We start from the raw sequence: 24,943 nt of genomic DNA, 5'->3' as shown, positions 1-24,943 counted from the left end.
TGTGGCCGTGGTTAGCTTGCTACGGATGGGGTGGGCAGGAACACCGACCGGTCGCGCACGAAAGCAGCTATCCAAACCAGCGTCAGAATAAAGGCCGGAGGTAGGGGACTGACGCCGTGGGAAAGGTCGGTGGCCATGGCGCCGGCGAAATAAGCAGTTAGCAGCAGCACACCGAGCTTCATGGTTTTGGGATAAAGAAACAGGGCCGCAAACACGAGCTCCATCGCGCCTAGCATATACATGTAGTCGATGACGCCGGCCTTGGTTAGCGCCTCCCGAATCTCAGGGACGCCCGTGAGCTTGAAGAGGCCGCTACCGACAACCATCAGGGCGGGAACGGCGGTAAGCAGGCCGGTGAGTAAGGTTTTCTTGTGGAGTGCCATGTGCGTAAAGAGTAGAGAAATGGAAGGCAGAAGGCGTTGACAGCAAGCCTTGTTGCATGGCATAAAGGTGTCGGCTTTCCAGTTTACCTCGGATACCGGTTTACCAAAGGATACCGGTATCTTATGGTATACTTGCCTGATTTCTAACGACCTTCCCTCCATGCCGATACCCACCAAGCCTCCGCACTTGCACACCCAAGCGTGTACCACTGCCATGCGCTCCGTACGCGACGCCCTCGACCTGCTTGGCGGCAAATGGAAACTGCCCATCATTTTGGCGCTGCTAGGAGGGCCGAAGCGATTCAAGCAGCTACAGCGCGATGTACTAGGTATCACCGCCAAAATGCTCAGCAAAGAGCTTAAAGAGTTGGAAATGAATGGACTCCTAGTCCGCAGTGTGCAAGCCGATGCCACGCCGGTGGCCGTAACCTACACCCTGCAATCCTACGGGGATACGCTGTTTCCCGTCATTGAAGCGCTCCACGATTGGGGCCTTCAGCACCGAAACCGTATCATGCATCCACAAGTACCCGCCGTTGAAAAAACGGCAGTCTTCGAGCAGGTAGTCGCCGCCTAAATGCACCGCCGGTTGGTGCTGAAACCAATTGCGGCTGCTTGACTGCCGGCGTAGCGAAGAGCGTTGCATCTTCCTCCCCAAAATAACCCGCCTAAACTAGCAGCAACGAAGCACTAGCTGAAGGCTGGGGTTTGCCGCTGCTGTAGTCAAGGGCGTACGTAACATCTTAAGCCGCCAGTTGGAGCCCGAACTGGAAAGGCCGGGTACGCTCGGTGTTCTTGTCGGCAACGGAACACGCTGTGGGGCTCGGTTCGCTCACGCACCCCGTAACCCACATAAGGTCGTTCGGGGCTGCTGATTAGCAAGGGCTTTGTTTGTCGGCCCAAGTAGGGAAGCTACAAGCAACGGCTAACAAGCAGGTACACAGGGCCGCTGTGCGCTGCAACGGCAATGGCGTTGATTAAGCAGATGGGTGACCATCAGACCGACGGAAGCGGCATATTGCACGAACTCTAGCAGGGGCCATTGCTCCGCCAGCAGGCCGGCCACCGCGAACAAGGAAAACAGCAACCACAACGCCAGGCGCAACTTGCGGGTGGAGTGCTGCCAAGTAGCCAAAGCGACGAGTACGCCGCTGAGCACTAAAAAACTTTGTTCCCAGTATTCGGCCGTGGCGCTGGCCTGCTGGGTGCCCCACCAAGCTAGCAGGGCAGGGCCGGCGGCGCAATGCAGCAGGCACAGTAGTGCGTTCCCTATCCCGCCGTAATCAGCGGCCCGTTGAAGTCGGTAGTTCATGGTAGTGGATTGAAGCCTTAGCTTGAGAAGTAAGCAGTGGCTTCGCTGCCACTGCCGCTCAAAGATAAGCCCGCCGACATTAAATGCAACAATGTTACATATGATGCCGGCGGGCTTGTGTTTTTTAGCCCTAGCCCAAGCTATTGTGCCTCGGAACTAGAGCCTGGGTTTGCGTATTACTTGCCCCCAGTTAAGAGAGCGGCGTGCTCCTGCTGAATTTTCTTGTGGTCATCAACCAGTTGGCGGTGTTCCTGCTGCATCTGCTCGTCCTCGGTTTTCATGCTGGCATGATCGGCTTGCATGGTCGCGTCGTCGATTGAGCTGGCCCCGTGATTCTGCTCTAGTTCGGCGTGGCGTTTGAGCACGTCGTTGTGCTGTTGTACCACCGCTTTGTGTTTGGTCATCAAGGCTGTATGACGAGCTTCCAACTCCTTGAAAGCTGGCGTTCCGTCGGTTTTAGCGGCTTTGGCAGCAGTCAGGTCGGCGGCGTGTTCGGCTTCCATCACCGAGTCGGCTTCTTCCATGGTGCGGTGGTCAACTTCCATCTTCTGATGGTCGGCCAGTAGCTGGTCGTGGGTTACGGTGCCAGTGGCCGCGGTAGTGCCGGCTTCGGTGGCTGTGCTGGTTTCTGCGGCCTTGTCGGTGGCGGACTGACAGCTACTGACGGCCAGCGCCAAGGCAAATATGCTGGCGGCGAAGGAAGCAGAAAAGGATGCGGAGGTATTCATTGATGAAAATTTGGTGTACAGGTTCGACTAACGCAACATAGATGCGTTTGTTGGGGTGTAGCTGAGTTAATTCTATCAGAAAATCAACTAGCGCGGGTTCTTTCTCGGAGCAGCAGAGTCTATGGTGGCTGTAAGCGAGGCTTGCTCCCGGTCATGAAGGTTAGTTTTAATCGAAGCTGACAGGTTGCGGCGCATCTAGAACAGGGGAAGCGGCTGTCAAAACGCTGGCATGCCGATAGCCGCAGCTGAAGTCATCGGCGAGTTTGGAAAGCAAGTAGCCGGCAGCACTTAACTTGGGGCTGCAGGCCGGCTGCTGTTTGTGGCCAGCAACGCATTAGCTTGGATGGCACCGCTCGCAGATACCCGAGAGCAGGTAGTCGCCGCGTTCCACGCGGTACTCGCTGGGTAAGGTGATGGTTGGCACCGGCACTTGGCCCAAGCAATAGATGTGCTGGCAGGTGGTGCATTTGAAATGCACATGCTCCCTGATGGAGGAGCCGGGACACACCGCGTAGCGGATGGTATCGGAGTGGTCGATAACCCGGTGAATCAACCCTTTTTCCTCGAAGGTTTTCAGCGTTCGGTACAGCGTAATCCGATCGAGAAGCAGAGTGAGATGCTGTTCAATTTCGGCCCCAGATAACGCATAGGTGGCTTGAAGCAACACTTCCAGCACTGCCCGGCGGGGGCCCGTGAGCCGCACGCCATAACGCTGCAATAATGCCGCGACGGAAAGAATGGTCATAGTACCGAAATTGAAGTGAGCACACCAGGAGCTAGCAGTAGCTGCTCAAATGCGTAGCAGAAATGGCAGTACACGTCCCCGATTCAGACAAACTCTTGGCCGGCGTGCTGCGTAGGAGCGGGGCTCGGTCGTGCACGTTGCAGGTCGGCCAGCGTCCCTCCTTATACAGTGACACGCACGAAGCTGCGCCACGAGCAAACCGAGAACAACGGCCCTACCCAAGCCGTAGCCTACAGGCTTAACGAGGCTGAATAGCCCGGCTGCGCAGCAGCAGCAGGCCGGCCGCCACTATCACTGCCACGCTTAGCAGCAGCTTGCGTAGGCCCCCGTAGGCGGTAAGCAATTCGGGCTGGCTGGTGAAGGTGTGCGTGGGTTCGCGGGCGTAGTCGGCGTGGGTGAAGGCCACTTGCTTGAACAGAAATGGATAGTAGAACGCGCGCAACGCATCGTGGTAGGCGCGGGCGCTCTGCTGGAAATGCAGGTGGGTAGGCAAATCGGTGCCCGCCAAGGCGTTGAGGCTGGTTTGGGTGTTGATGGCGGGCGAAAGCAGGTTGAGTTGCTCTACCAGGTTGTAGCGCTCTTGCAGGCCGGAGGTGTAGGCGGCCGCCAGCGGCTGCACCGATTGGTCGCCCAGGTGTTGGAAGGCATAGTACCAGCGCCACACAAACCGCTCCCGAATGGTGGCCGTATCGCGCCACTTCGGGTAGAGGGCGAAGAAACGGTTCATGGTCTGGGTCTTGGGTCGGTCCCAGCCGGCATGAATTTCCTCGCGTTGCCGGATCGTCAGTTCCAAGCCTTGGGGCACCGGCCGGGCGGCCGCCACCCACAGGTTGAGCAAGCTCGGCACCAGCACCACCAGCAGCAACCACGCACCCACCAGGGTTACCGCATTCACCGCCGAGTTGCGCTGCAAGGCCGTCACTACCAGCGCCACCCCAAACCAAAACAGGGTGTAGAGCGTCGTCATGCTAAGCCATAATCCCACGCGGCCATCCAGCGGCACGCCCGCCCAGAGCATGCCGATTGCCGAGAGCAGCCACGCCAGCCCCAGCACCAAGGCCAGCCGAAACGCCAGCTTGGCACCAACGAGCAGCGTCGGGGACACGGGTTGGGCCAGCAGCAACGGCAAAATGCCCTGTTCCCGCTCACTGGACAGTAAGTTGAAGCTCAAGGCAATAACTAGCAGCGGCAGCAAGTATACCAGCACAAAAGCTAGGTCGAAGTTGCCGCTCAACGACTTCACCGGATTTACGTTGTCGGCGGCGTAGAGCTGGCCTTGTAAACCCAGCAAGCGGAGCTTCACATAATACGGGTTGAGGTCGCGCTGGCCCAGGGAAAGGGCGGCCCAGGCATCGGGGTGGTGCACGGCGTAGGTGGTGTGGTAGTAGCCGATGTCGCCGGCGTCGGCGTCGCCCGGAAACTTCCCTTTCAGCTCGTCTATGTTGTGGCGCGTTAGTTCGGGCAGGGCGGCCAGGTGCTGGCGCTGCCGTTCTATTTCAGTGGTGCCGTAGTAGATGCCGTACAGGCCCGTGGCCAGCAACAAGCCCGTAAGTACGACCAGGCCGCGGGCGGCGCGGAAATGTTGCCATTCATAGGAAAGCAACAGGCGGAAAAGCGAAAATCGGTTCATGGAAATCAGGTGATGCTTGTTTTACCAATCAGGCGCAGCCCTAGCCAGCTCAAGCCCGCGGCCCACAGCAGCAGCGCCACCACCGGCAGCAATAAGCGCGACAGGGCCCAGGCCAGGGTAGGCGGTTGGTAGGTGAAAGTGGGAATGCTCTGCCAGGTGGCAGCATCAAGCCGGCGTTCTTTGTCGCCGTAGCCCATTCCGGCTTGCAGCGAATTCAGGCGCTGCACTAGTTGGTAGCGGTAGGTTTCGGCTGCCTGCTGGAAGTGCACGTAGTGTGCGAAGTCGGCGCCGGCCAGGCCCATGGAAAGCGGCCGGATGGCTTGATAGGGATTCAGTAAGCCGGCCCACAGGGAAATAGCGTTTTGCCGTTCGTAGGTGGCGTTTAGGGCGGCGAAATGCTGCTGGTACACCCGGCTGGAATACGCCTCACTTTCTCCCATCACAATACCCCCCACGCTTACGGGCAGCTTTTCTTCGGAATCGACGCCGTACTTCTTCAGCAAGGAAGCCTTCAGCGCAGCGGTGCGCTGGTCTTGCGGGTCGTGGCCATTGATGCCCTTTTGGGCTTCTTCGTGCACCTCGGCGTCCATCTGCGCTTTGGTTGTGGTGGGGTAGAGCGTGGCGCCTAGGTTGGCAGTGGCTTTGGGCAGAATAATGCAGCCCAGCATCCAGAGCCCCAGCAGCGTCACGAGGGCCGTGCGCGAGTCAGCCTGCCAGGCCGACACCACAACGGAGCCCACCACAAACAAGAAGAAGTACACCGCGTAGCCCACTACAAACAGCACCAACCGCGCCAGCAGGTCGGGGCCGGTGGCAAACTCGGCACCGGTAAACAGCAGGGCGGCGGCCACGGCCAGCGCGGGCACTACCACCAGCGCCACGGCCTGGCTGTACCCCCTGATTTTGCCCCAAGCTACCTGCCGCAGCGTAATGCCCTGGCTGAGCAACAGCTTTAAAGTGCCGGTTTCACGCTCCTCACTGAACGCCCCGAAACACAGGAAGATAATCAGCAACGGCACCAGCAGCTGCAGCACGAATGCCACGGTCATTTCGCCGAATCGGAGCAGGGAGCCCGACTGCTGGGCCTGGCTGAAATTGACGCTGTTTTGCTGGTGCGCTTCCAGGTATACCGCGGTACCGGTAAAGGAATCGACCCCGGAATCCAGCAAGCTCAGGCCTGCCTTGGGCCGGAAAGCAAACGAACCATAGTGGGCCACCCGGTGCGGATGCCGGGCCGGCTGGTGGTGAAACTGGTCGTTGACGGTGGCTTGGGCCAGGGCTCGTTCCTGCTGTAGCGTGCGGTAGCTGCGGCGCCCTACCAGCGTGGCAACCAGCAGTAGCGCCAGCACCAACGCACTCAGCACCAGGAAGCGCCGGTCGCGCAGGGTACTCACGAATTCTTTGCGTGCAATACTGTAAATCATGGGGTGCCTAGTTATGCATGTGCGTGAGGTACAGCTGCTCTAGCTCGTGGGCATTCAGGTCGGTGGTGGGCCGCACGTCCACCAGTTCGCCCTCGCGCATAATGCCCACGCGGGTACCCACTTCTTTGGCCCGGAAGATGTCGTGGGTGGCCATGAGTACGGCGGTACCCTCGGCGCTTAGCTCCCGCAACAGCTCGGAAAACTCGTTGGAAGCTTTGGGGTCGAGGCCGGAGGTGGGCTCATCAAGCAGGAGCACTTTGGCGTGCTTGGCCACGGCAATGGCAATGCCCACCTTCTGGCGCATGCCTTTGGAGTAAGTGCCCACCCGCCGCCGGGTGGCTTCGGCCGGCAGCCCCGCCCGCGTGAGGTAGGCTAGCAGTTCCGGCTCGGGGTACTTGAAGCCAGCCAAGCTGCTGAACAACGCTAGGTTTTCGAGGCCAGTCAGGTGCGGGTAGAGCATCACCTGCTCGGGGATGTAAGCCAGGTACTCCTTGATTTTAAGGGGTTGCGCGGCCACTTCTAGTCCGTTCACGAAGGCCGCGCCCGAAGTCGGCTGCACGAAGCCCAGAAACAGGTTGATGGTCGTGGACTTGCCGGCGCCGTTCTGCCCGAGCAGGCAAAAAACTTCGCCTGGGGCAATCTGCAGATTCAGCCCGCGCAGGGCTAGCTTGCCCTGGTACTGCTTGCGCAACTCTTTGGCTTCCAGAATATACGTCATAGAATTCGGTAATTGGGGTGCGAGGTGAGAGCCAAGCAGCTAGTTCCTTTCCTCAGCTGAGGAGGGGCTAGGGGTGGTGGAAAAGCTAGAAGTAGATTCTAGAAATAGATGTCATTCAACGCTCTGGTCAATCACCCTTGACCCTTCCTTAGTTGAGGAGGGGAACTAGCGCAAGCGCTAGTTTTTGGTGCTTCTAGCTGCTTGACGTTAAAAAGTGTAACCCAGGGTCGCCATGAAATTGCGGGGGGCACCAGGGCTGGCCCGGTAGTAGTCGTAGCCGCCCACGAAGTAGTACTTATCGAACACGTTGTTCATGTTGACGTGGAAATTGAAGCGGTTGATGGTGTAGAATAGCGCCACATCGACCACGGTATATCCGGGCCAGTAGGCCCATTCTTCGGGCCCACCGTCGAGGGGCTGCACTTGGTTTTCAAAGCGGCGCCGGGTCACGTAGTTGCCACCCACGGCCACACCCAGTCCGCGTAGCGTGGGCGTCATGAAGGTGTATTTGGCCCATAAGCCGCCCGAATTCTTAGGCGCGTTGGCTAGGGGCTGGCCTTGCTCGGCGGCCAAGTCAGCCTTTGTTACCTCGGTGTGGTTGTAGGCGTAGTTGGCGTTTAAACTGAAGTTGGGCAGAATATTGCCCGTCAGCTCAACCTCCACGCCGCGCGAGCGGGCCTGGTTCTGGCGGTAGATGGCCGCGCCCTCAGCCGTGAGCGTGCCAGTATTCACAAGCTGGTTGCGGCGCCCGATCTGATAGCCAGCCAAGGTGGCAAACAGCGCCTTGTTGAAGAACTCGCCTTTCAATCCGGTTTCCAACTGGTAGCTGGTTTCGGGGCTGAACGGCTCCGTGCGTCCGTAGCGCTCTGGAAAGCGGATAAGCTCGGGGCGCAGCGGCCGGAAGCCGGCGCTATAGCTTGCAAAGTAGTTCAGGTTGTCGCGCAGGGCGTAGGTGAGGCCGGCCCGAGGCAGAAACTTGCTTTGCGGAATGTTAATGGAGCCGTCGCCGTAGTCACGCTCATCAGCAAACAGCTCGTAGCGTGCTCCCAGCAGCAAGCCCAAACGGGGAGTTACCTCGATTTGGTCCTGCACATAAATGCCGGTGGTGTGATAAATCGAGTTGAGATAGTCGATGAAAAACGCGGGGGTCGCTCGCCGCACATAAGTGCTTGGGTCGCGGATTTCATAGCTCGGGCTGTTGAGGTCAAATTGCAGCGGTACCACGCGTTGCGTTATCGTGGTGCCCGTTACGGTGGTGGCAATGCGGTTGCGTGCCTCAAACATGGCGCTTTCCTTGTCGGTATTGAAGCGGATGTAGTCGGCTCCTACTACTACCTTGTGGGTTACCGAACCAGTGTTGCGGTTCAGCACAAAGTAGGTCGACAGGTTCTTGGTGTATTCCTCGGCGCGGCGGTCAAAGTAGCGCAGGTTCATCACCGAGTTGGTGGGCTTGGTTGGGTCGGAGTTGTCGTAGGAGTTGAGGGTGCGGTGCTCGCTCAGGTTTTCGTTGTACGTGAAGTCGAGATACGACGCGTTGAACGACAGCCAGTTGGTGAATTTATGGCTCAGCGAGGCATTGAGGTAGTAGGTGTTGGTGCGGAAATAGTCGCTGGGCTGGCTCAGGGTGAAGGAGCGCGGCACACCGTACAGGTCGTTGCTCTTGATAGGTATGCCGCGGTCAAGGTACCCATCGATATGGGTGTACACCAGCTCGGCATTCAGCGTGGTCTTGTCAGACACTAGGAACGTTACGGTCGGCGCCAGCATCACCGATTTGGTGTCGTTCACGTTGCGGAAAGTGTTGGACTTCTCATAGCCGGCGTTGAAGCGGTAGAGTACGTTTTTCTGCTCGTTGAGTGGGCCGGTGAAGTCGGCGGTGGCGCGGGTGGTGTTGAAGCTGCCCGTCGAGAAAGTCACCGCCTTGCGGTTTACGTCAAGCGGCTTTTTGGTCACCATATTAATGGTGCCGCCAGGGTTGATGTCGCCGAACAACGCTGCACCAGGTCCCTTCAGCACTTCCACCCGTTCCAGGTTCACAGTGAGGGGCGCCTGCGTAAAGGAGTTGCCGTAGCTGAAGCCTGAGCGCAGCCCGTTCAAGAGACGAAAGCCACTCTCGTAGCCGTTGCGAAACCCGCGAATCGTGAAGTCGTCGTAGTGCGAGTATTGCGTCACACCGGATACGTTTTTCACTACCTCCGTAAGGCGCAGGGCCTGGCGGTCTTCCATCAACTCCTTGGTAACGGTGGAAATCGACTGCGGCACGTCGATAAGATTGGTGGCCGTGCGGGTGCCCACAAAGCTATAGTCGCTCTTGTAGGTGGTTTCCTTGCGGCCCATCACCTCCACTTCCTGCAGGGCGTTGGTGCTAGCTTGCAGCGTAAAGTTCACCGTAGGGTTGGGGGCGTCGGCGCTCAGCACCACCGTCCGGCGTTGTTCTTGGTGGCTCAGGCTGCGGGTCAGGAAAGTGTATTCGCCCAGGGGCACTTTGTCGAGGGAGAAACCACCATCGGCGCCGGAAAGCGCGGAAAAGCGACCCGTCACTTCCACCACCGATATACCATCCAGGCCCTGGCCCGCCGGATTGGTGATGCGGCCAGTAACCCGGCCCAAGGTCTGCGCCGCGGCAAGCTCCGGCACTAGCAACAACAGAAAAAGAAGAAGTCGTGGCATAGGAAAATCATACCCAACCAGCAAGCCAAACAGCATCTGGTCATCGGGTAAAAAGTAGAAAAAGGAATAAGCGTGACGCTACCCGCTAGCTTATCGTGTAAGCCAGGTAATTGCAGACGCTCAAGTACTTGTGGGGCCTGTAATGACCCGGTTGCCCACTCAGCAAGGGGCTGGCAGCTGGTCGCTAGCTATGCCGGACCAGCCTATAAATGCACGGCGTAGATCTGCAAAGCCGCTACCAACCCATCATGGAGTAGGGGCCGCCGCAGGTAGTCAGACAGAAATTGGCGTGCTTAGGCCCTGCTGGGGGGGCCGCGCAAAGAAGCGCCATCCAACAGGTGCGAGGCACGGCAAGCAAGAGCCTGCGGCCGGTACTGAGCGTACACACGTTGGCGTACTATTGCTTCTACACTCGTAGGTTCTACGGCCTGAAATGGAGCATTGTAGAACTCTTCAACGTGGCAGTGCTGGTGTTGCGAAGACAGCACGGCTTTCCTGGCCGATTCGTCGGCGTGGAGTAGAGCGGGTTCTTTTTCAGTGTGCTGGTGAAAGTGCAGACGCAACAACGTGGCCTCTGGGGCTAACACCCGCAGCAGCAGCAGCAATAGCCACCAAGCCAAAAAATTCCGTTGTCTGCTCACCTCTACTGTGCTGAAAGAAAGGACGAAGGTACCGACATTTTTTAGAGTGCAGCAATGTTGCAAAGTAAAAGATGCAAATGAAGCGTCTGTCTACTCGTCTACTCTAGTACCAAGCAAAGGTGCTTTAAGGCTGCTACAGAGTTTAAAATCTGTGCGGTTCATCGGCCGGTACCCGGTTTCGATTTAATGGAAAAAAGCACGGCCTTGCTCCTCGAGAGAGCAAGGCCGTGCTACATACACTAGCCCCGAAACCCATCCAACCAACGCTTTACCAGTTCAATGGAGCTTTCCGACTAGATGCTTTCCGAGCGGGGGCTTTGCGGCTCGGAGCCTTCTTGCCCTTCTTGCTGGCCCGAGCTTTCTTGCTAGGCTGTTTTTTCGGTAAAGAAACTTTGCTCTTGGCTGGCCCAGCAGTGGCAGTCATCGGCTCGGAGCCATATTTCACCTGGGCTGCATTGGCCTCGCCCGTCAGGAACAAGTCGAACTCCACGCGGCGGTTGCGCGTGCGACCTTCCTCGGTGGTATTAGGCGCGAGCGGATGACGAGGGCCATACCCCCGAACCTCGATGCGGGCATTGGCACTGCCATGGTCGAGCAGGTAGCGGCGAGCGGCGGCGGCCCGCTCACGGGACAAGCGCAGGTTGAAGGCCGCGGGACCCTGGCTATCGGTGTGGCCGGCAATGCTGAGTGAGTAGGTGGGATACTGGTTGAGAATGTGGGTAATGGTGTCCAGGGTAGGGTAAGAAGAGGGCAGGAGCGTAGCCTTGTTGCGCTCAAAACCAATAAACTGGGTGGCCTCTCGCAGACGTTGGCGCACCTGCGCCTGAATTTCTGGGCAGCCATGATTGGCAACCGTGCCAGCGTGGTTGGGGCAGCGATCCTCGGTGTTTATTACGCCGTCGCCGTCGGTGTCGGTGGCAGTGGCAGAGGTAGTGGGGGCCGCCGCTAGAGCCGCGCCCGGCACCGTACAGCCTTTCGCATCAACCGTTGCGCCGGCGGGCGTATCCAAGCAAGTGTCTTCCGAGTCAACAACGCCGTCGTTGTCGGTGTCGGGGCAGCCGCCTAGCTCGGGTTTGCCAGGCGTATCGGGGCAGGTATCGTCCACGTCATCAATGCCATCCTGGTCGGTATCGGGGCAGCCGCGCATTTCAACGGTGCCGGGGTCGTTGGGGCATTGGTCCTGGTGGTTCGGAACGCCGTCCTTGTCGTCGTCGAGCGGGCATCCCCGTTCGTTGACCTCGATGCCGTTGGGCGTGCCGGGGCACTGGTCTGCGCCATCGGGCACGCCATCTTCGTCGGCATCAGGCGCTTGACCTAAGTTGAAAGTCAGCCCCACGGTGTGTTGCAGAAAGCGGTCGGCCCACCGGGGTTCGTTTGGCGCCGCAACACCGTCGAGGTTAGCATGCAAGGGGAGGTGCTGGCTGCTTTGCACGAACAACCCCATCCCACGGCCGAGGCGCAGGTTAATACCCGCCCCCGTCATAACATCCACGAAACCTTTGTCTTCCTCTATGCGGTTGCCGTCGGTGAGCCCCGTGCGGCTGGTATACGTAAAGCCGGAGCCAGCCAGCAGATACGGCTGAATAAGAGCATCTTCCTTCAAAGCCCAGCCGTTGTTGAGCCGGAATTTGAACCCTAAATTCGTATTGATGAGCGTGGTAGCGAAGTGCGTGGTAGCACTACGTTGGCCTGTCAGTTCCCCGTAGAAAACCTGCGCGTTCAAGTCCAAGCCCCGCATCAAATACTGATTGATGGCGAAGCCGGGTGCGTAGTGGTTGTTGCTGAACTTCCAATACTCTGAACCAAAGTCGCCTTGGTATTGCAGCGTACTTACGTTCACCCCGATGCTGGTCCGGCGCTCAGCCGTCTGAGCCACTACAGCTAGGGGCTGTGTGGCAACGAGGAGCAAGGGCAATGCCAGCACTCGGAGTAAGGGAAGGAAGTGCTTCATCAACAGAATGGTGGAACCAACGAGCAAAGACGCAACGAGGAAGGAGAGGGTGCTTATTGGTTGTATTTTTCGCTGATTTCTCTTGCTGTCATAACTGAAACCAACACTTCAAACGCGGTAGCAGCTAGCACGGTACAACATACAGTGGTAACATCAACGCCGGCAATTGAAACGCTAGTGAAAACGGAGGTGAGTAAAGAGAATACAAATTGCATAACGTGAGAAAAGCTCTAAGGTGGGTTTAGGGCTAATTTACTGCAACTAGTATCTGCTGTGCAACGCGCCTCGGCCAACAGACCGTAGTAATCGGTGAAAACCCGGTTTCAACCGGTTTTCTATTATTGACTGGCAACTCACTATGTATTGTGCAAATGGTATTTATTTGTACTTTTCTCTGTAATGTCATCCGCTAGCCGTTGTGGTTCAAACGGTGTTGCCAGGACATCTTGGTTTTCAACTGGCTCTCGATAGGCTATCGGGGACGTGTGCCACTTAGCCTATCCCGTATGCTGCACTTTTGAAGGCTGATGCCCGTCACTTACCCCTCATTTCAGGGCAGGCTGGGCCGCTGTGGTCTATTGAATATTGAACTTACTGGGTAGCTTTGAAGCAGCCGTTTTCGGCAATTACCACTCCATAAGAATGAAAAACGCGTTACTCGCTTTGTTGTGGCTGGCGACTCTACCGGCATTCGGGCAGGCGTCCGAGGTACGTCCAGTTGCTTTTTCCAGCCACAAGCTTTCCATTGGCATACTGGGTACGTACAAGGCTGTCGGCTTACAGACGGATTACCGCTTCATTGATAGGTGGGGCGTGAAATTGGCAGGCGCCAGACAGTTCGACTACGACCGAGCCAAGGAATACGGCTGGGCCGGCATTGGGCTCGTTACCTACTACCTGCCCACAAATTCAACGGTAATTGAGCCGCTTGTGGGGCTCGGTACGGTGGGCTCGTTCTATCATTGGGACCTAGCTGGACGAAGCGGCACGGTCAGGGATTGGAATGTGGGCGGCGGTTTCGGAACCAACTTTCGATTCAGTGAGCGTTTCAAGACGGGCGTGAACATCTTGCTGGTCAATGGCTTTCGGTCGGAATATCAGTATCAGGTCGAGGACATGGTAATCACGGGTCGGCGGCTAGTTGTTTTTCCCACCTTGACCTTGGATGCGCTGTTGTAGTTTGCTGCAAGTGCTACAGGTTGCCGGCCTAGCTAGGCGTTGGTTATAGCCCCTAGTAGTTGAAGTATCGTAAGGTGCTTTATTTGCATCGATTATTCTTCTGGTTTCTCTTTTTATGAAGTTCTTGCTGACGCTGGTGCTGGCGGTATGCTGGTTGAAGCTGTACGCACAAGAGCCTGCGGGCTCTAGCGTGTACAACGATACCAAAGCACACTACCGGCTCACGTATCCTGATTCCTGGCAACGGCAGCAAAGCGAGGACAAGACCGGCGTAACTCTCCACGCCGGTAGCACCGAGCGGCTGGCCGATATTGCCCTTACTTCCCGCCCGCTCCCGCCCGAGCAGAAAGTGCTGGCGAGCCTGCTGGCCAGGGGCCAGCAGGATACCTTGTGGCGCAGCATCCTACGCCTGCCTCGGGTCCAAGTGCTACAACTCGAGCAGCGGACGGCCAGCACCTACGAAGAGCTGCGCTACGAGTACACCTACGCCGCGCAGCCTGCCCCCGCCCCTCGTACCCGCGTGGTAGGGCGCCAACTATGGCGCAGCGGCGTGGAGTTCAACCTAGAATACCGGGCCGCCACCACCCAAGACGGCCGTTACCTAACCGAGGGCGCGCAAGTAGTGGAGTCGTTCCTCTTGACGGGCAGCGTACCTACTCCGCCCGTTCCCGTCCAGCAATGCGACGATAAGATGTACGGCATTGCGGCCCTGCGCATTGTCAACGACACGTGGGAAGACGACTGCCGCACCATTCACGAGTTTTCTGTTACTGACCCCTCCGAGTCTCCGAAAATTCATCGGGAGGTACTGCCTTTTCAATCTTACGCCTTAGCTAAAGGCTTCGACAACTGCTTGTATTCGGTAACCAAAGCGCCTACCAACCGGCCCGAACTGGTGTACCGCTACAATCCTACCACCAAGAAGGGCGAGTACACCACGTGGCGACTTCCGGCCCAAGGCTCGGAAACCGTCTGGATTTCAGCTGCCACCGATGAGCACGGCAACTTGTATTTTATGACGGCTGATGCCAACAAGCTCGTGAAAGTCAGTCCGGCCGACAACTCGGTGACGGTGCTTTGGACCAAGGACCCCGCCCGGCAAACGCCGTATTTCTCAACCATTGGTTTTGCGGGGGCGGGCTCCCACGGCAATTTCTGCATTGATGACGCCAACACCCTCTACGAGGTGTACAGCACCGATGGCTCCCTGCTAAAAGTGAACATAAGCACCCGCCAGGCAGCCCCCGAAATGATTGCGCTCAGCGGCCTACCCGAGCGGGGCGGCTACAGCGACTTGCTGCTGCAACTAGACAAAGCCGGGCGCCGGCGGCTCTATATGGCGGGACCTAAATCCTTGTACCGGGTGAATATGGAAACCGGGGAGGCTTACCGGGTCCGCCGGGGCGTTTATACCGATCTGGCAGGCTGCAACTTGTTTCGTGCTGTGCCTCCACCACCGCCCAAGACGGCCGCCGGAGCACCGCCCGCGGCCCCTACGGCTACCACGTGGCGGGGGCGGGTGCTTGATGCCGTTACATTACAGCCCTTGCCCCAAGCTCTGCTCCGCCTAAACAATGGCAAAGCGGAAACCAAGGTGCAACTCACCGCCGAGGGTACGTTTGCTGTGCCTGTCACCCCCGACCGAGCGTACAGGGCACACGCCCAACTCGTTAGCTACCTGCCCACCGACAGCATCTATACCACCCTGGCGGGTCCCTACGTGCAGGATATTTTGCTCCAGCCCCTCACCGTTGGCACCACGCTTCGCCTGAAAAACGTGCAGTTCGACCAGGGTACCACCCGGATGCTCGCCGCTTCTTACGCCACCCTTGACCAGCTGATAGCTGTCATGAAGGAAGACCCGAGCCTGCTGATTGAAATACGCGGCCACACCGACAACGTAGGGCCCCCGGAGAAAAACCAAATCCTTAGTGAGCAGCGCGCCGCCGCTGTAAGAATCTACCTTGTTGGGCTAGGCATTTCCGAGCAGCGCATCACCAGTGTGGGCTTTGGTGGTTCTCTGCCCCGCGCCAGCAACGCCCGCGAGTCCACCCGCCAGCTCAACCGCCGCGTAGAGTTCCGCGTGACGGGCGGGCGGTAGGAGACAAGGATAATTATCGGCTGTACTTCTACTTTTGCTCCATTTTCTCAATTGCCTTGAGTAAGGCGTTACGGTTTTTAGAAGCCTTAATAAAATTAGGTAACCTTTCTACCATAGTTGTGTGAGTTCTTGCTTGCCTCTCGCGCAACTTGGCACTGATATATTGCTTGATGTCTTGCAAATGATGTCGGTTGTAAGCCCATAGTAACTGGGCTTTTACAGTATGTTGTAACCACAAGGGCAAATGAAAAATAGGGTCATTGCCAAGGCCGGTGTTTCCGTAACTAATTCTAACCTCATCGTTTCTGGCCTTGAATGTTCTGGTGATGCCGCATTGAGGACAGGAGATAGTCAGTTCATTAACCTTACGTATAGTAGTAGGAATAACTTTCTCGAACTGTGTTCCGCAATTGTCGCAATATCTTTTCACAGAAACCCGATATCGAATTAGATCAGCTGCCTTTTCAGAGTGCTGGCAGTTGTCACAGTTCAATTGCCCGTCGCAGAAGAAGTAGGGACTACTAGTTGTTACAGTTGCTGCACGCAGACATTTGGGACACTCAACCAAAAACTCAGTCATATATGCTTGTCTGACTGTTGGCAGGCCGTCGTATCTAGTATTTGAATGCGTCATAATTCCATTAATTAATTGTTTGAAGATATAGCTTGTTTGCTCTGACTTTATACTCATGCCCCTAACTACCCTCAAGCTTCCCGAACTCTCCCTAGTCTTACTCATTGGCACGTCGGGGGCGGGTAAGAGCACGTTTGCCCGGCGCCTGTTTAAGCCTACCGAAATTGTGTCGTCGGACCAGTGCCGGGCGCTGGTAGCGGACGATGAGAACGACCAAGCCGCCACGCCTGACGCGTTTGCGTTGCTGCATTATCTGGTGGGCGTGCGCCTCAAGCGCGGCCTGCTCACGGTGGTAGACGCTACCAACGTGCAGCCCGAAGCCCGCAAAACCTTGGTGCAACTGGCTCGCGACTACCACGTGCTGCCTACCGCCATCATCCTTGACGTGCCTGACCACGTGGCCGAAAGCCGCAACCGCGCTCGGGCCGCGCGTCGGCACCTCGGCCGCCATGTGGTGCCGCAGCAGCGGGTGCAGTTGCGCCGCAGCCTCAAAAGCCTCAAGCACGAAGGCTTCCGCCACGTCTACCACCTGAACGGCCCCGAGGAAATCGACGCCGTGACGACCGTAGTGCGCGACCCGCTCTACAACAACCGCAAGCAGGAAACCGGCCCCTTCGACATCATCGGCGACGTGCACGGCTGCTACGACGAGCTGGTGCAGCTGCTCACCGACCTTGGCTATACCATCGAGGCCGAGCCGGTGCAGGACGTCCGTGACTTGGGCGTGCGTGTGACGGCACCGGCCGGGCGCCGGGCTATTTTCCTTGGCGACTTGGTGGACCGGGGGCCCGCTTCACCGGCAGTGCTGCGGCTGGTGATGCGCATGGTGCAGGACGGGGTGGCGCTCTGCGTGCCCGGCAACCACGACATCAAACTGCTGCGTCACCTCAATGGCAAGAAGGTAAACGAACAGCACGGTTTTGCCGAGACGCTAGCGCAGCTAGCCACTGAGTCGGACACGTTTAAGAGCCAGGTGCGGCAATTTCTAGATGGGCTTGTGAGTCACTATGTCCTGGACGGGGGGAAGCTGGTGGTGGCCCACGCTGGCTTGCGCGAAGACATGCAGGGGCGAGGCTCAGGCGCCGTGCGGTCTTTCGCGCTGTTCGGCGAAACCACCGGCGAGATAGACGAGTTTGGCTTGCCAGTCCGCTACAATTGGGCCTTGGAGTACCGCGGCCGGGCCATGGTGGTGTACGGCCACACACCCGTTCCCGAATCGGAATGGCTCAACAACACCATTGATATTGATACCGGTTGCGTGTTTGGCGGCCAACTCACGGCCTTGCGTTACCCCGAGCGGGAACTGGTAGCCGTGCCCGCCGCCCGCGTTTACTGCGAGCCGACGCGCCCGCTCAACTACCTGCGCCTTCAGCAGGAGCAAGCAGCCGCCAACGCGCAAACCACCCCCGACCTCACCGCGCAGCAACAGCACGACGCCCTGCTCGACATTCGCGACGTGATAGGCAAGCAAATCATTCGGCCGCGCCTGTTGCCTTCAGTCACGATTCGGGAGGAAAACGCCATTGCCGCTTTGGAGGTGATGAGCCGCTTCGCCCTCAATCCCAAGTGGCTGCTTTACTTGCCGCCCACCATGTCGCCGACGGAAACCAGCCCGCTGCCCGACTTGCTGGAGCACCCCACCGAGGCTTTCGACTACTATCGCAAGATGGGGGTGGAGCGCGTGGTGTGCGAGGAAAAGCACATGGGCAGCCGCGTAGTAGTGGTGCTGGCCCGCGACGAGGATGTGGCGCGCCGCCGGTTCGGTGTGGTAGGCGAGGGGCCCGGCAAATGCTACACCCGCACCGGTCGCAACTTCTTCAACGACCCCGGCCTGGAAAGCGCCTTCCTAACCCGGTTGCAACAAACGCTAACCGATGCTGGCTTTTGGGAGAAACACCAAACCGACTGGCTCTGCCTCGATGCCGAGCTGCTGCCATGGTCGGCCAAAGCGCAGGACCTAATCAAAAACCAGTACGCCGCCGTGGCGGCCGCGGCCAGCGCCGCGCTGCCCCTGGCCGAAGCCGCGCTAGAGCAAGCCACCGCCCGCAACATCGACGGCCTCGAAGCCCTGCTAGCCCGTACCACGGCCCGCCGCACCGCCGCCGACCACTACGCCGAAGCCTACCGCCGCTACTGCTGGCCGGTGGAGAGCCTCGCCGATTTGCGGTTGGCGCCTTTCCACCTGCTCGCCACCGAGGGCCGCACCTACTTCGACAAGGACCACGCCTGGCATATGGAAACCCTGCGCGCCCTCAGCCTGCAGGACCCCGGTTTGCTCCGCGCCACGCCGTACCGCGTAGTCGCTACCCAAGACCCAGCGGAAGTGGAAGCCACCATCCAGTGGTGGACCGACCTTACGGCCGCTGGTGGCGAAGGCATGGTGGTTAAGCCCTACGACTTCATCCCGAAAAATTCTAAAACCTTGGTGCAGCCCGCCCTCAAGTGCCGGGGCCGCGAATACCTGCGTATCATCTACGGCCCCGACTACCTGCTGCCGGGCAACCTGGAGCGCCTGAAGGAGCGCGCCGTGAAGGCCAAGCGCAACCTGGCCCTGCGTGAGTTTGCCCTCGGCGTGGAAAGCCTAGAACGATTCGTAGCTGGTGCTCCGCTTCGTGAGGTACACCAATGTGTGTTCGGGGTGCTGGCGCTGGAAAGTGAGGCCGTAGACCCGCGGCTGTAACATACTTACTGTTCGTTACATTATGTACGATTCTGCGCCATTGGTGCAGAATCGTACGTGTTTAGTGGTAGGCTTCTGCAACTGGTTGGAAAACTAGAGCAGATTCACCTGGTTCAGATAGTTAACTTGGGTCCGGGGCGCTACCAGTTGCTGTTTCATTAGCTGGAGCAGCTGGTAACGTCTGAAAGTCAGAAAAGTCATCGTTGGAGCTGGCCACCGCAAACTGCTCCTCGTTTACCAGGCCGGCCAGAAACTCCTGAAAATTGTCTGCCAGAAAGGTGATGTTCGGTTCCTCGTCTTCCTCCACGCTCACGTGTACGACCTGTGGCTCACCTTGGGCGCCGCACCGGCGGTAATCCAGCATAACGGCATCGTGACCAGCTGAAGGGCACTGCGCCACCACAATGCCGATAGGAGGGTAACCCCACTCTTCCAGCATAAACTTGCTGCCCAACTCCATGGAATCAATGCCCCATTGGCCCCCAAGGCCGCAGATGCCGCTGATGGCAATGTGGTCGTCGGCCCAGGACGTGGGGGTAGCGGTAGGGAAGCGCGTGTTGCGCGGCGTACCTCCGTTCTTGCTGGTCAGCAACTGAATGTAGGAGTCGGGCAACATGTAGCCTAATTGCTTTTCCGCCTGGCTGACCATAGCTGGAGTAAGGGGGGCGGGGTTGGTATAGTAGTCGGAATCATCCCAGAAAGTTGTGATGTCTATAGCAGGTAGCATAAATGTCTGAACAACTGTGAGGTAAGAGGATGGGATTGTTGGTGCATCGTGCCAGTGCCCGATGAAAACGTGTTTACAGTCGACTTCCCTTTTCGGTTGCGTTCCGTATGAACGCAGCTTGGGCGGCAGATAGGATGGAGCACGCAACTACGAAGCCTTTGTGTCCTTTAGAAGACCTGCCCAAGACGTTTCCAACAGCAACCGATTCATGCAAAAGAAAACAGCAGCTCTTTTACTGACCCCAGTCCTGACGGCCGGGTTTCTCACGTGGGTTTGGCGAAGCAAACCCTACACTATTCAGGCAGATAATTGCGCGCGTATCACGACAGCCGGCCGTATCCGGTTGGCTTTGTTGCGGCAGCTCATCAAGGGCACTGCTTCTCGCCGCAACGTGCACTTCCCGAAAGTAGCTATGCGCGCTATTGAGCAGCGGGAGGTGGCTACGACCCACGGCGCGGCTCCTGCCACGTTTTACTGGCCTGAGGCTGCCAATGGGCCGCTGCCGGTGTACGTCAACTTCCACGGCGGTGGCTTTGTGCTTGGCTTCCCGAAGCTAGACGATTTGCTGTGCCAGTATTTGGCGCATCAGGCGCAGTGTCTGGTGGTGAACGTTGATTACACGTTGGCCCCCGAGCACCCCTTCCCGGCGGCCATTTACCAATGCTACGAGGTGGTGAAGTGGGTGCACGAGCAAGCGGCTATACTCGGCTACGATGCCAGCCGCTTGGCCATTGGCGGCCACAGCGCCGGCGGCAGTATAGCGGCAGGAGTGGCGTTGCTGGTAAAAGAGCGTCAGGAGTTTGCGCTGGCGCTACAGATTCTGGATTATCCGTCGCTCAACCTGGCCGAACGTACCGACCACAAGCACGTCGTACCGCGCAAGAAGCAGGTGCTTTCCGTTGAGCTGGCCTCGTTTTTCAAGCACATGTACGTGCCCTGTCCCGCCGACCGTCTCAACCCGCTGGCTTCACCGTTGCTGGCCGAAGACCTAACCGGCCTAACGCCAGCCCTCATCGTCACGGCCGAGTACGACCTATTGCGCGACGATGGCAATGAATACGCGCAGAAATTGCGTGAGCAGGGCGTAACCGTCACGCACCAAGAATTTGAAGGCGTGGACCATGCTTTCACCCACTTTGGCCCCCAAGAGTCCGCGCAACGTGCTTGGGACCTGATGGTTGCTTCTTTGCGAACGGCCTTGCATGGTTCAGCTCAACTGAATTCCGTAATCGAACTAGCTGCGGATACGGTAGCTACCGCCGCACCGAATGCCGTACTACCACACTCCTAAGGGACGCTTCAACCGGAAAGGACGTCATGCTGAGCTTGCCGAAGCATCTCTACCGCTTCGCTGAACGAACCTGACAAAGCACGCGAGGTGCTTCGGCTCCGCCTCTGCATGACGGACTATGGCTTTAAGTTCTTGATAGTAAAACCACTTCTGTATGCCTATTAACACCATTCTTGTAGTCGGCGGCAACGGCATCATTGGCCGCAATGCTGTCAGCTACCTGCTTTCTACCGGCAATTGGAACACCCTGGTTACGTCGGCTTCGGCGCTGGACTACGAAACGGAAGCGCGCTACGTGCAGCTGGATTTGCTGGACGCAGAGGCCGTAGCCAAGCAGACCGAGCAACTGCGCGAGGTTACGCACGTGTTCTACGCGGCCTACATCGAAGGCAAAACCCTGGCCGCCCAGACGGACGTGAACCTGGCCTTGCTGCGCAACCTCGTAACTGGCCTGGAACAGGTAGCACCCAACTTCCGGCATATCACCTTCATTCAGGGCGGTAAAGCCTACGGAGCCCACCTTGGCCGCTACAAGACACCGGCCTTGGAAAACGATCCGCGCCATTTCCCGCCGAACTTCTACTACAGCCAGGAAGACTTTTTGCGCGAGCAGTCCGCTGGTAAGGAGTGGAGCTGGACGGCCGTGCGACCTGATATTGTGGTGGGATTTGCCGTAGGTAACCCCATGAACCTAGCTAACCTTATTGCCGTGTACGCTAGCTTGTGCAAGGAATTGAAGGTGCCGTTCCGGTTCCCGGGTAGCTTACAGGCCTATCAGGTGCTCGTGAACGTGACCGATGCCACGTTGCTGGCCAAAGGCATGGAATGGGTGGCGACCCACGACGAATGCCGCGAAGAAATCTACAACGTTACCAACGGCGACGTTTTCCGCTGGAGCCAGTTGTGGCCGAAGTTTGCCGAGTATTTCGGGGTGGAATACGCCGAGCCCATCACATTTCCGCTGCAAGAGTATATGGCCGACAAAGCGGAGTTGTGGCAGCAGATGGTGCAGAAGTACAACCTTGAATCTCACACCCTGGACGAGCTAGTACAATGGCCCTTCGGCGACTTTATCTTCAACGTGGAAGCCGATGCCTTCTTCGATGTTAATAAGCTGCGCCGCGCTGGTTTCCACGACATGCACCTCGACAGCTTCACGTCCTTCCGCAATCAGTTCGAGCAGCTGAAAGCCGAGAAAATCATCCCGTAACGAAAAAGCACCTTATTTAGTCTTTCTTGCGGTTTTCAGCCACTTCAGGGCTGCTGCTACTTTGGTGTCTTTGCTTAGGTCGGTGAAGTTGTCGCCGCCGGTGACAAGCTCGTCGGGCACGATGCTGGAGCGGTACACGACTTTGTTACGGTCGGTTTCCTGCATGCCGGCAATGGTCAGGTAGGAGTTGCCACTAATACGGTAGCTCTCATTGGCAGTGGTAGCGCCGTACGTAGGCTCCCCGAAAAAGCGGGTAGTAGGGCGGCCTTTCAAGCTGATGGCTACAATTTCGCCGGAGCTGGCCGTCATGCCGCTGAGTAGCACGGCCACGGGCTTATTGGTTTTGCGAACGGGACAACGGTTTTGCAGGGTGGTTACGCGCATGGTATCCATGTAGAAATTACCCTGCTTGAGGTACCACTGCTGATCGGGCTTGCCGTCCTTATCAACGAAGCCGCCCAGGTACCCGTCGCCGATGAGGGGCGCGATGCCGGCCACCATGGGAGCCATAGCTCCACCGTCGTTCAGGCGCAAGTCAATTATCCAGGCCTTGGCTTTATCGGGGTTGAGGCGGCACAGGGAATCTTGCACCACCAGGGCCGCGTCGCGCATGGCTTGCAGGCTGCCCCCGGCGTTGATGCCCGGCAACTGCACGTAGCCGATGTTGCCAGGCAGCATCTTCACCAACACACCCGGCTTCTTGGCCAGCGCCGCCTTTACAACGGTGTTGGCGTAAGGGGTACAGGCAGGGTTACGCCACTTGTAGGTTTTGCCTTTGTAGGTCAGCCAGCCGTGGTCGTCCTTGAGTTGCTCGAACACAAACGGATAAATCGGCAGCAACTCCCGCACCGACTGGGCGCCTTGGGCTTTCTGGTAGACCGTCTGGCGCAGCTGGGGCCAGTCTACAGTGCCACGCTCCAGCGAGTACGTTTCCAGCAGCGTCAGACTCTTATCCAGAAAGGCCTTAACGGAATCGGGAAGTGCGGCTGGCGCAGTTTGGGCGCGGGCCGCCTGCGTGACAATGAATAGGAACACAAGTAATCCGAGGTTCTTCATGCAGCGAAGATGCGGATTACGGGCGAAGGGTTGGTTCTGAGTTCCACTACTTCCCGCCCATACTCTTGTCCCGCGCCCCTTTAAACTCCGAGCCGGCGCGCCACTTCGGGAACGTGATTTCGGCGGCGAGGCGCTGGCCGACGCGGAAGTAGAGTTGGGCATCCTGAGCAATGCCGGACAGGTCCCAACTCGGGTCGAACTGGTCGGCGGGCTTGTGGTACATGTTGGTGGTGTAGTTCTGGCGCTGCTGGGCAATGTATTCCTTGCCGCGGGTGCGGCTCTCGAAGCCGCCGCTGGCGTAGAGGGACGGCACGCCTACGTGGGCGAAGTTGAAGTGGTCGGAGCGGTAGAACATGCCGGTTTCAGGCGTTTGGTCGGGCAGCACGTAGCGGTCCTGCTCTTTGGCGGCCGCGTGGGCGTAGTCCTCTAGCTCTGATTGGCCGTAGCCGATGACGGTCAGGTCTTTCATCTCGCCGTAGGGCCAAAGCATGTCCATGTTCAGGTCGGCCACGGTTTTGTTGAGGGGGTAGGGCGGATGCTGGGCATAGTAGGCCGAGCCGAGCAACCCCTGCTCTTCGCCGGTCACGGCCAAGAACACAATGCTGCGAGCAGGCTTCTGCGGGGCTTTCTGGAAGGCTTCGGCGATGCTTAGCAAGGCGGCCAGGCCGGTGCCATCGTCCACGGCGCCGTTGTAGATGGAGTCGCCGGCAATGGCTTTGCCCACGCCGAAATGGTCCCAGTGAGCCGAGTAGACGATGTATTCGGTAGCGCGGGTAGTGCCAGGCAGCACGGCCAGCACGTTGCGGCTGGTCTGGCGGCGGAGTTTGTTGGCTATGCTGGTCGTGAGGGTAAGGTCGCCGAGGGGGCGGGGGCGGAAGCCGGGCTTATTGGCCGCCGCGTAGAGCTGGTCGTAGTTCTGGCCGGCGGCCTGGAATAGTTTCTTGGCAGCGTCTAGGGTCAGCCACCCTTCTAAGGCGCACTTATCGGCGGCTTTGTTGGGCGTCTGGGCGCGCAGTTTCGGGCTGGTGGCCCCACTCAGCACCACCGACCAGGGGTAGGCGGCCGGCTTGGTGTCGTGCACAATCAGCACACCGGCCGCGCCGTGGCGAGCAGCTTCCTCGTATTTGTAGGTCCAGCGGCCGTAGTAGGTCATGGCCTTACCCTTGAAGAACGTGGTGTCGTTGCCGGCGTTGCCAGGGTCGTTGACGAGGATCACCACCGTTTTGCCTTTCACGTCGAGGCCGGCGTAGTCGTCCCACTTGTACTCGGGCGCTACTACCCCGTAGCCGGCAAACACCAGCGGCGAGTTCGTGACGGGCACTTGCTCCTGCTCACGCTGCGTAAAAGCCACAAAGTCAGTCTTGTAATTGAAGCTCAGGTTCTGGCTTTTGCCCTTGATTTGCATGGTAGCTGCAGGAGTACCCGTAATTTCCACCATGGGCACGGCTTGGAAGTAGCTGCCATCGGGGCCAGGTTTGAGGCCGAGCTGCTTGAACTGGTCGGCCAGGTACTGGGTGCTGCGTTCTTCGCCCACGGTGAACGGCTTGCGGCCCTGCATCTCATCCGAGGAAACGGCTTGCAGGTACTTACTGATAGTGGCGGCGGTGATGGTAGCGGCCGGGGGAGCAGCGGTATAACGCGGCGGCTTACCAGCGCCGGGGTTGCCTTCATGCTTCGCAACTGTCTGGCCAAGAGCAGAAAATGTGGTGGTGCAGAGCAGTAGTAAGGCAGGTAGTGTCGGTTGGCGGTTCATAGCGTAGGGTGAGAAAGACAAGCGCAACGCTTTCTAGGATTACAAGCTAAAAGCTGATTTTTCCTTGGATTCTGAAGGGAGGGAAACTAGCATCTACTTGCTAAGGTCCT

At 58.2% G+C, this 24,943-nt stretch carries 20 protein-coding genes; 6 read left to right on the top strand and 14 right to left on the bottom strand.

The annotated features are described in order from the left end of the window. Window positions 1-11: 11 nt before the first annotated feature. The gene (locus MTX78_RS12580) at window positions 12-383 is read right to left on the bottom strand and encodes a DoxX family protein (protein ID WP_243794559.1); all 372 of its coding nucleotides are present in this window, start codon (window positions 381-383) and stop codon (window positions 12-14) included. Between the two features lie 160 nt (window positions 384-543). Here MTX78_RS12580 and MTX78_RS12575 point away from each other — a divergent pair, with 160 nt between their 5' ends. Then, window positions 544-960, top strand: a complete 417-nt coding sequence (locus tag MTX78_RS12575) for a winged helix-turn-helix transcriptional regulator (protein WP_243794557.1) — start codon at window positions 544-546, stop codon at window positions 958-960. A 348-nt stretch (window positions 961-1,308) separates the two neighbouring features. On the opposite strand, the gene MTX78_RS12570 is transcribed toward MTX78_RS12575, so the two are convergent. The 9 genes from MTX78_RS12570 to MTX78_RS12530 form a co-directional block, all read right to left on the bottom strand. Then, window positions 1,309-1,695: a MerC domain-containing protein gene (locus MTX78_RS12570; protein WP_243794555.1), complete on the bottom strand. Its 387-nt coding sequence runs from the start codon at window positions 1,693-1,695 to the stop codon at window positions 1,309-1,311. A gap of 176 nt (window positions 1,696-1,871) precedes the next feature. After that, the gene (locus tag MTX78_RS12565) at window positions 1,872-2,423 is read right to left on the bottom strand and encodes a hypothetical protein (RefSeq protein ID WP_243794553.1); all 552 of its coding nucleotides are present in this window, start codon (window positions 2,421-2,423) and stop codon (window positions 1,872-1,874) included. A 334-nt stretch (window positions 2,424-2,757) separates the two neighbouring features. After that, window positions 2,758-3,168 carry a Fur family transcriptional regulator gene (locus MTX78_RS12560; protein ID WP_243794551.1) on the bottom strand — a complete coding sequence of 137 codons (411 nt, stop codon included), beginning with the start codon at window positions 3,166-3,168 and terminating at the stop codon, window positions 2,758-2,760. A gap of 238 nt (window positions 3,169-3,406) precedes the next feature. Further along, on the bottom strand, window positions 3,407-4,798 hold the full coding sequence (locus MTX78_RS12555; RefSeq protein ID WP_243794543.1) for an ABC transporter permease: 1,392 nt from the start codon (window positions 4,796-4,798) through the stop codon (window positions 3,407-3,409). Window positions 4,799-4,803: 5 nt separating this feature from the next. Next, window positions 4,804-6,222 (bottom strand): ABC transporter permease, encoded by a 1,419-nt coding sequence (locus MTX78_RS12550; RefSeq protein WP_243794542.1) that lies wholly within the window; start codon window positions 6,220-6,222, stop codon window positions 4,804-4,806. 7 nt (window positions 6,223-6,229) lie between these two features. After that, on the bottom strand, window positions 6,230-6,940 hold the full coding sequence (locus tag MTX78_RS12545; RefSeq protein ID WP_317258898.1) for an ABC transporter ATP-binding protein: 711 nt from the start codon (window positions 6,938-6,940) through the stop codon (window positions 6,230-6,232). A 207-nt stretch (window positions 6,941-7,147) separates the two neighbouring features. Continuing rightward, window positions 7,148-9,610, bottom strand: a complete 2,463-nt coding sequence (locus MTX78_RS12540) for a TonB-dependent receptor (RefSeq protein WP_243794540.1) — start codon at window positions 9,608-9,610, stop codon at window positions 7,148-7,150. 293 nt (window positions 9,611-9,903) lie between these two features. After that, on the bottom strand, window positions 9,904-10,230 hold the full coding sequence (locus MTX78_RS12535; protein WP_243794538.1) for a hypothetical protein: 327 nt from the start codon (window positions 10,228-10,230) through the stop codon (window positions 9,904-9,906). Between the two features lie 289 nt (window positions 10,231-10,519). Then, the gene (locus MTX78_RS12530) at window positions 10,520-12,202 is read right to left on the bottom strand and encodes an OmpA family protein (protein WP_243794537.1); all 1,683 of its coding nucleotides are present in this window, start codon (window positions 12,200-12,202) and stop codon (window positions 10,520-10,522) included. Window positions 12,203-12,844: 642 nt separating this feature from the next. Between MTX78_RS12530 and MTX78_RS12525 the strand changes: the two genes are divergently transcribed. Then, complete coding sequence (locus MTX78_RS12525) at window positions 12,845-13,381, top strand: hypothetical protein (RefSeq protein WP_243794535.1); 537 nt, start codon at window positions 12,845-12,847, stop codon at window positions 13,379-13,381. Between the two features lie 115 nt (window positions 13,382-13,496). Further along, on the top strand, window positions 13,497-15,482 hold the full coding sequence (locus tag MTX78_RS12520; RefSeq protein WP_243794533.1) for an OmpA family protein: 1,986 nt from the start codon (window positions 13,497-13,499) through the stop codon (window positions 15,480-15,482). A 28-nt stretch (window positions 15,483-15,510) separates the two neighbouring features. Here the strand turns inward: MTX78_RS12520 and MTX78_RS12515 are convergent, their stop codons facing one another. After that, entirely contained in the window at window positions 15,511-16,116 is a 606-nt protein-coding gene (locus MTX78_RS12515; protein WP_243794531.1) for a hypothetical protein, read from the bottom strand. Window positions 16,117-16,171: 55 nt separating this feature from the next. Between MTX78_RS12515 and MTX78_RS12510 the strand changes: the two genes are divergently transcribed. Next, window positions 16,172-18,796, top strand: coding sequence for a polynucleotide kinase-phosphatase (locus MTX78_RS12510; protein WP_243794529.1), 2,625 nt, complete (start codon window positions 16,172-16,174; stop codon window positions 18,794-18,796). Between the two features lie 121 nt (window positions 18,797-18,917). Here the strand turns inward: MTX78_RS12510 and MTX78_RS12505 are convergent, their stop codons facing one another. Beyond that, window positions 18,918-19,523 carry an SMI1/KNR4 family protein gene (locus MTX78_RS12505; RefSeq protein ID WP_243794527.1) on the bottom strand — a complete coding sequence of 202 codons (606 nt, stop codon included), beginning with the start codon at window positions 19,521-19,523 and terminating at the stop codon, window positions 18,918-18,920. A 208-nt stretch (window positions 19,524-19,731) separates the two neighbouring features. On the opposite strand from MTX78_RS12505, the gene MTX78_RS12500 reads away from it, so the two are divergent. Both MTX78_RS12500 and MTX78_RS12495 read left to right on the top strand, forming a co-directional pair. After that, window positions 19,732-20,814, top strand: coding sequence for an alpha/beta hydrolase (locus MTX78_RS12500; protein ID WP_243794525.1), 1,083 nt, complete (start codon window positions 19,732-19,734; stop codon window positions 20,812-20,814). Window positions 20,815-20,968: 154 nt separating this feature from the next. Continuing rightward, the gene (locus MTX78_RS12495) at window positions 20,969-22,024 is read left to right on the top strand and encodes an SDR family oxidoreductase (RefSeq protein WP_243794523.1); all 1,056 of its coding nucleotides are present in this window, start codon (window positions 20,969-20,971) and stop codon (window positions 22,022-22,024) included. A gap of 12 nt (window positions 22,025-22,036) precedes the next feature. Here the strand turns inward: MTX78_RS12495 and MTX78_RS12490 are convergent, their stop codons facing one another. Together MTX78_RS12490 and MTX78_RS12485 are read right to left on the bottom strand one after the other, a co-directional pair. Further along, the gene (locus tag MTX78_RS12490; RefSeq protein WP_243794521.1) at window positions 22,037-23,080 is read right to left on the bottom strand and encodes a S41 family peptidase; all 1,044 of its coding nucleotides are present in this window, start codon (window positions 23,078-23,080) and stop codon (window positions 22,037-22,039) included. Between the two features lie 46 nt (window positions 23,081-23,126). Further along, the gene (locus MTX78_RS12485; protein WP_243794519.1) at window positions 23,127-24,833 is read right to left on the bottom strand and encodes a M28 family metallopeptidase; all 1,707 of its coding nucleotides are present in this window, start codon (window positions 24,831-24,833) and stop codon (window positions 23,127-23,129) included. Window positions 24,834-24,943: the final 110 nt, after the last annotated feature.

Source organism: Hymenobacter tibetensis, assembly GCF_022827545.1.
GTDB classification, from domain to species: Bacteria; Bacteroidota; Bacteroidia; order Cytophagales; family Hymenobacteraceae; genus Hymenobacter; species Hymenobacter tibetensis.
Note: the sequence above shows the minus strand (reverse complement) of the source record. Positions and strands in the feature narration are given on the sequence as shown.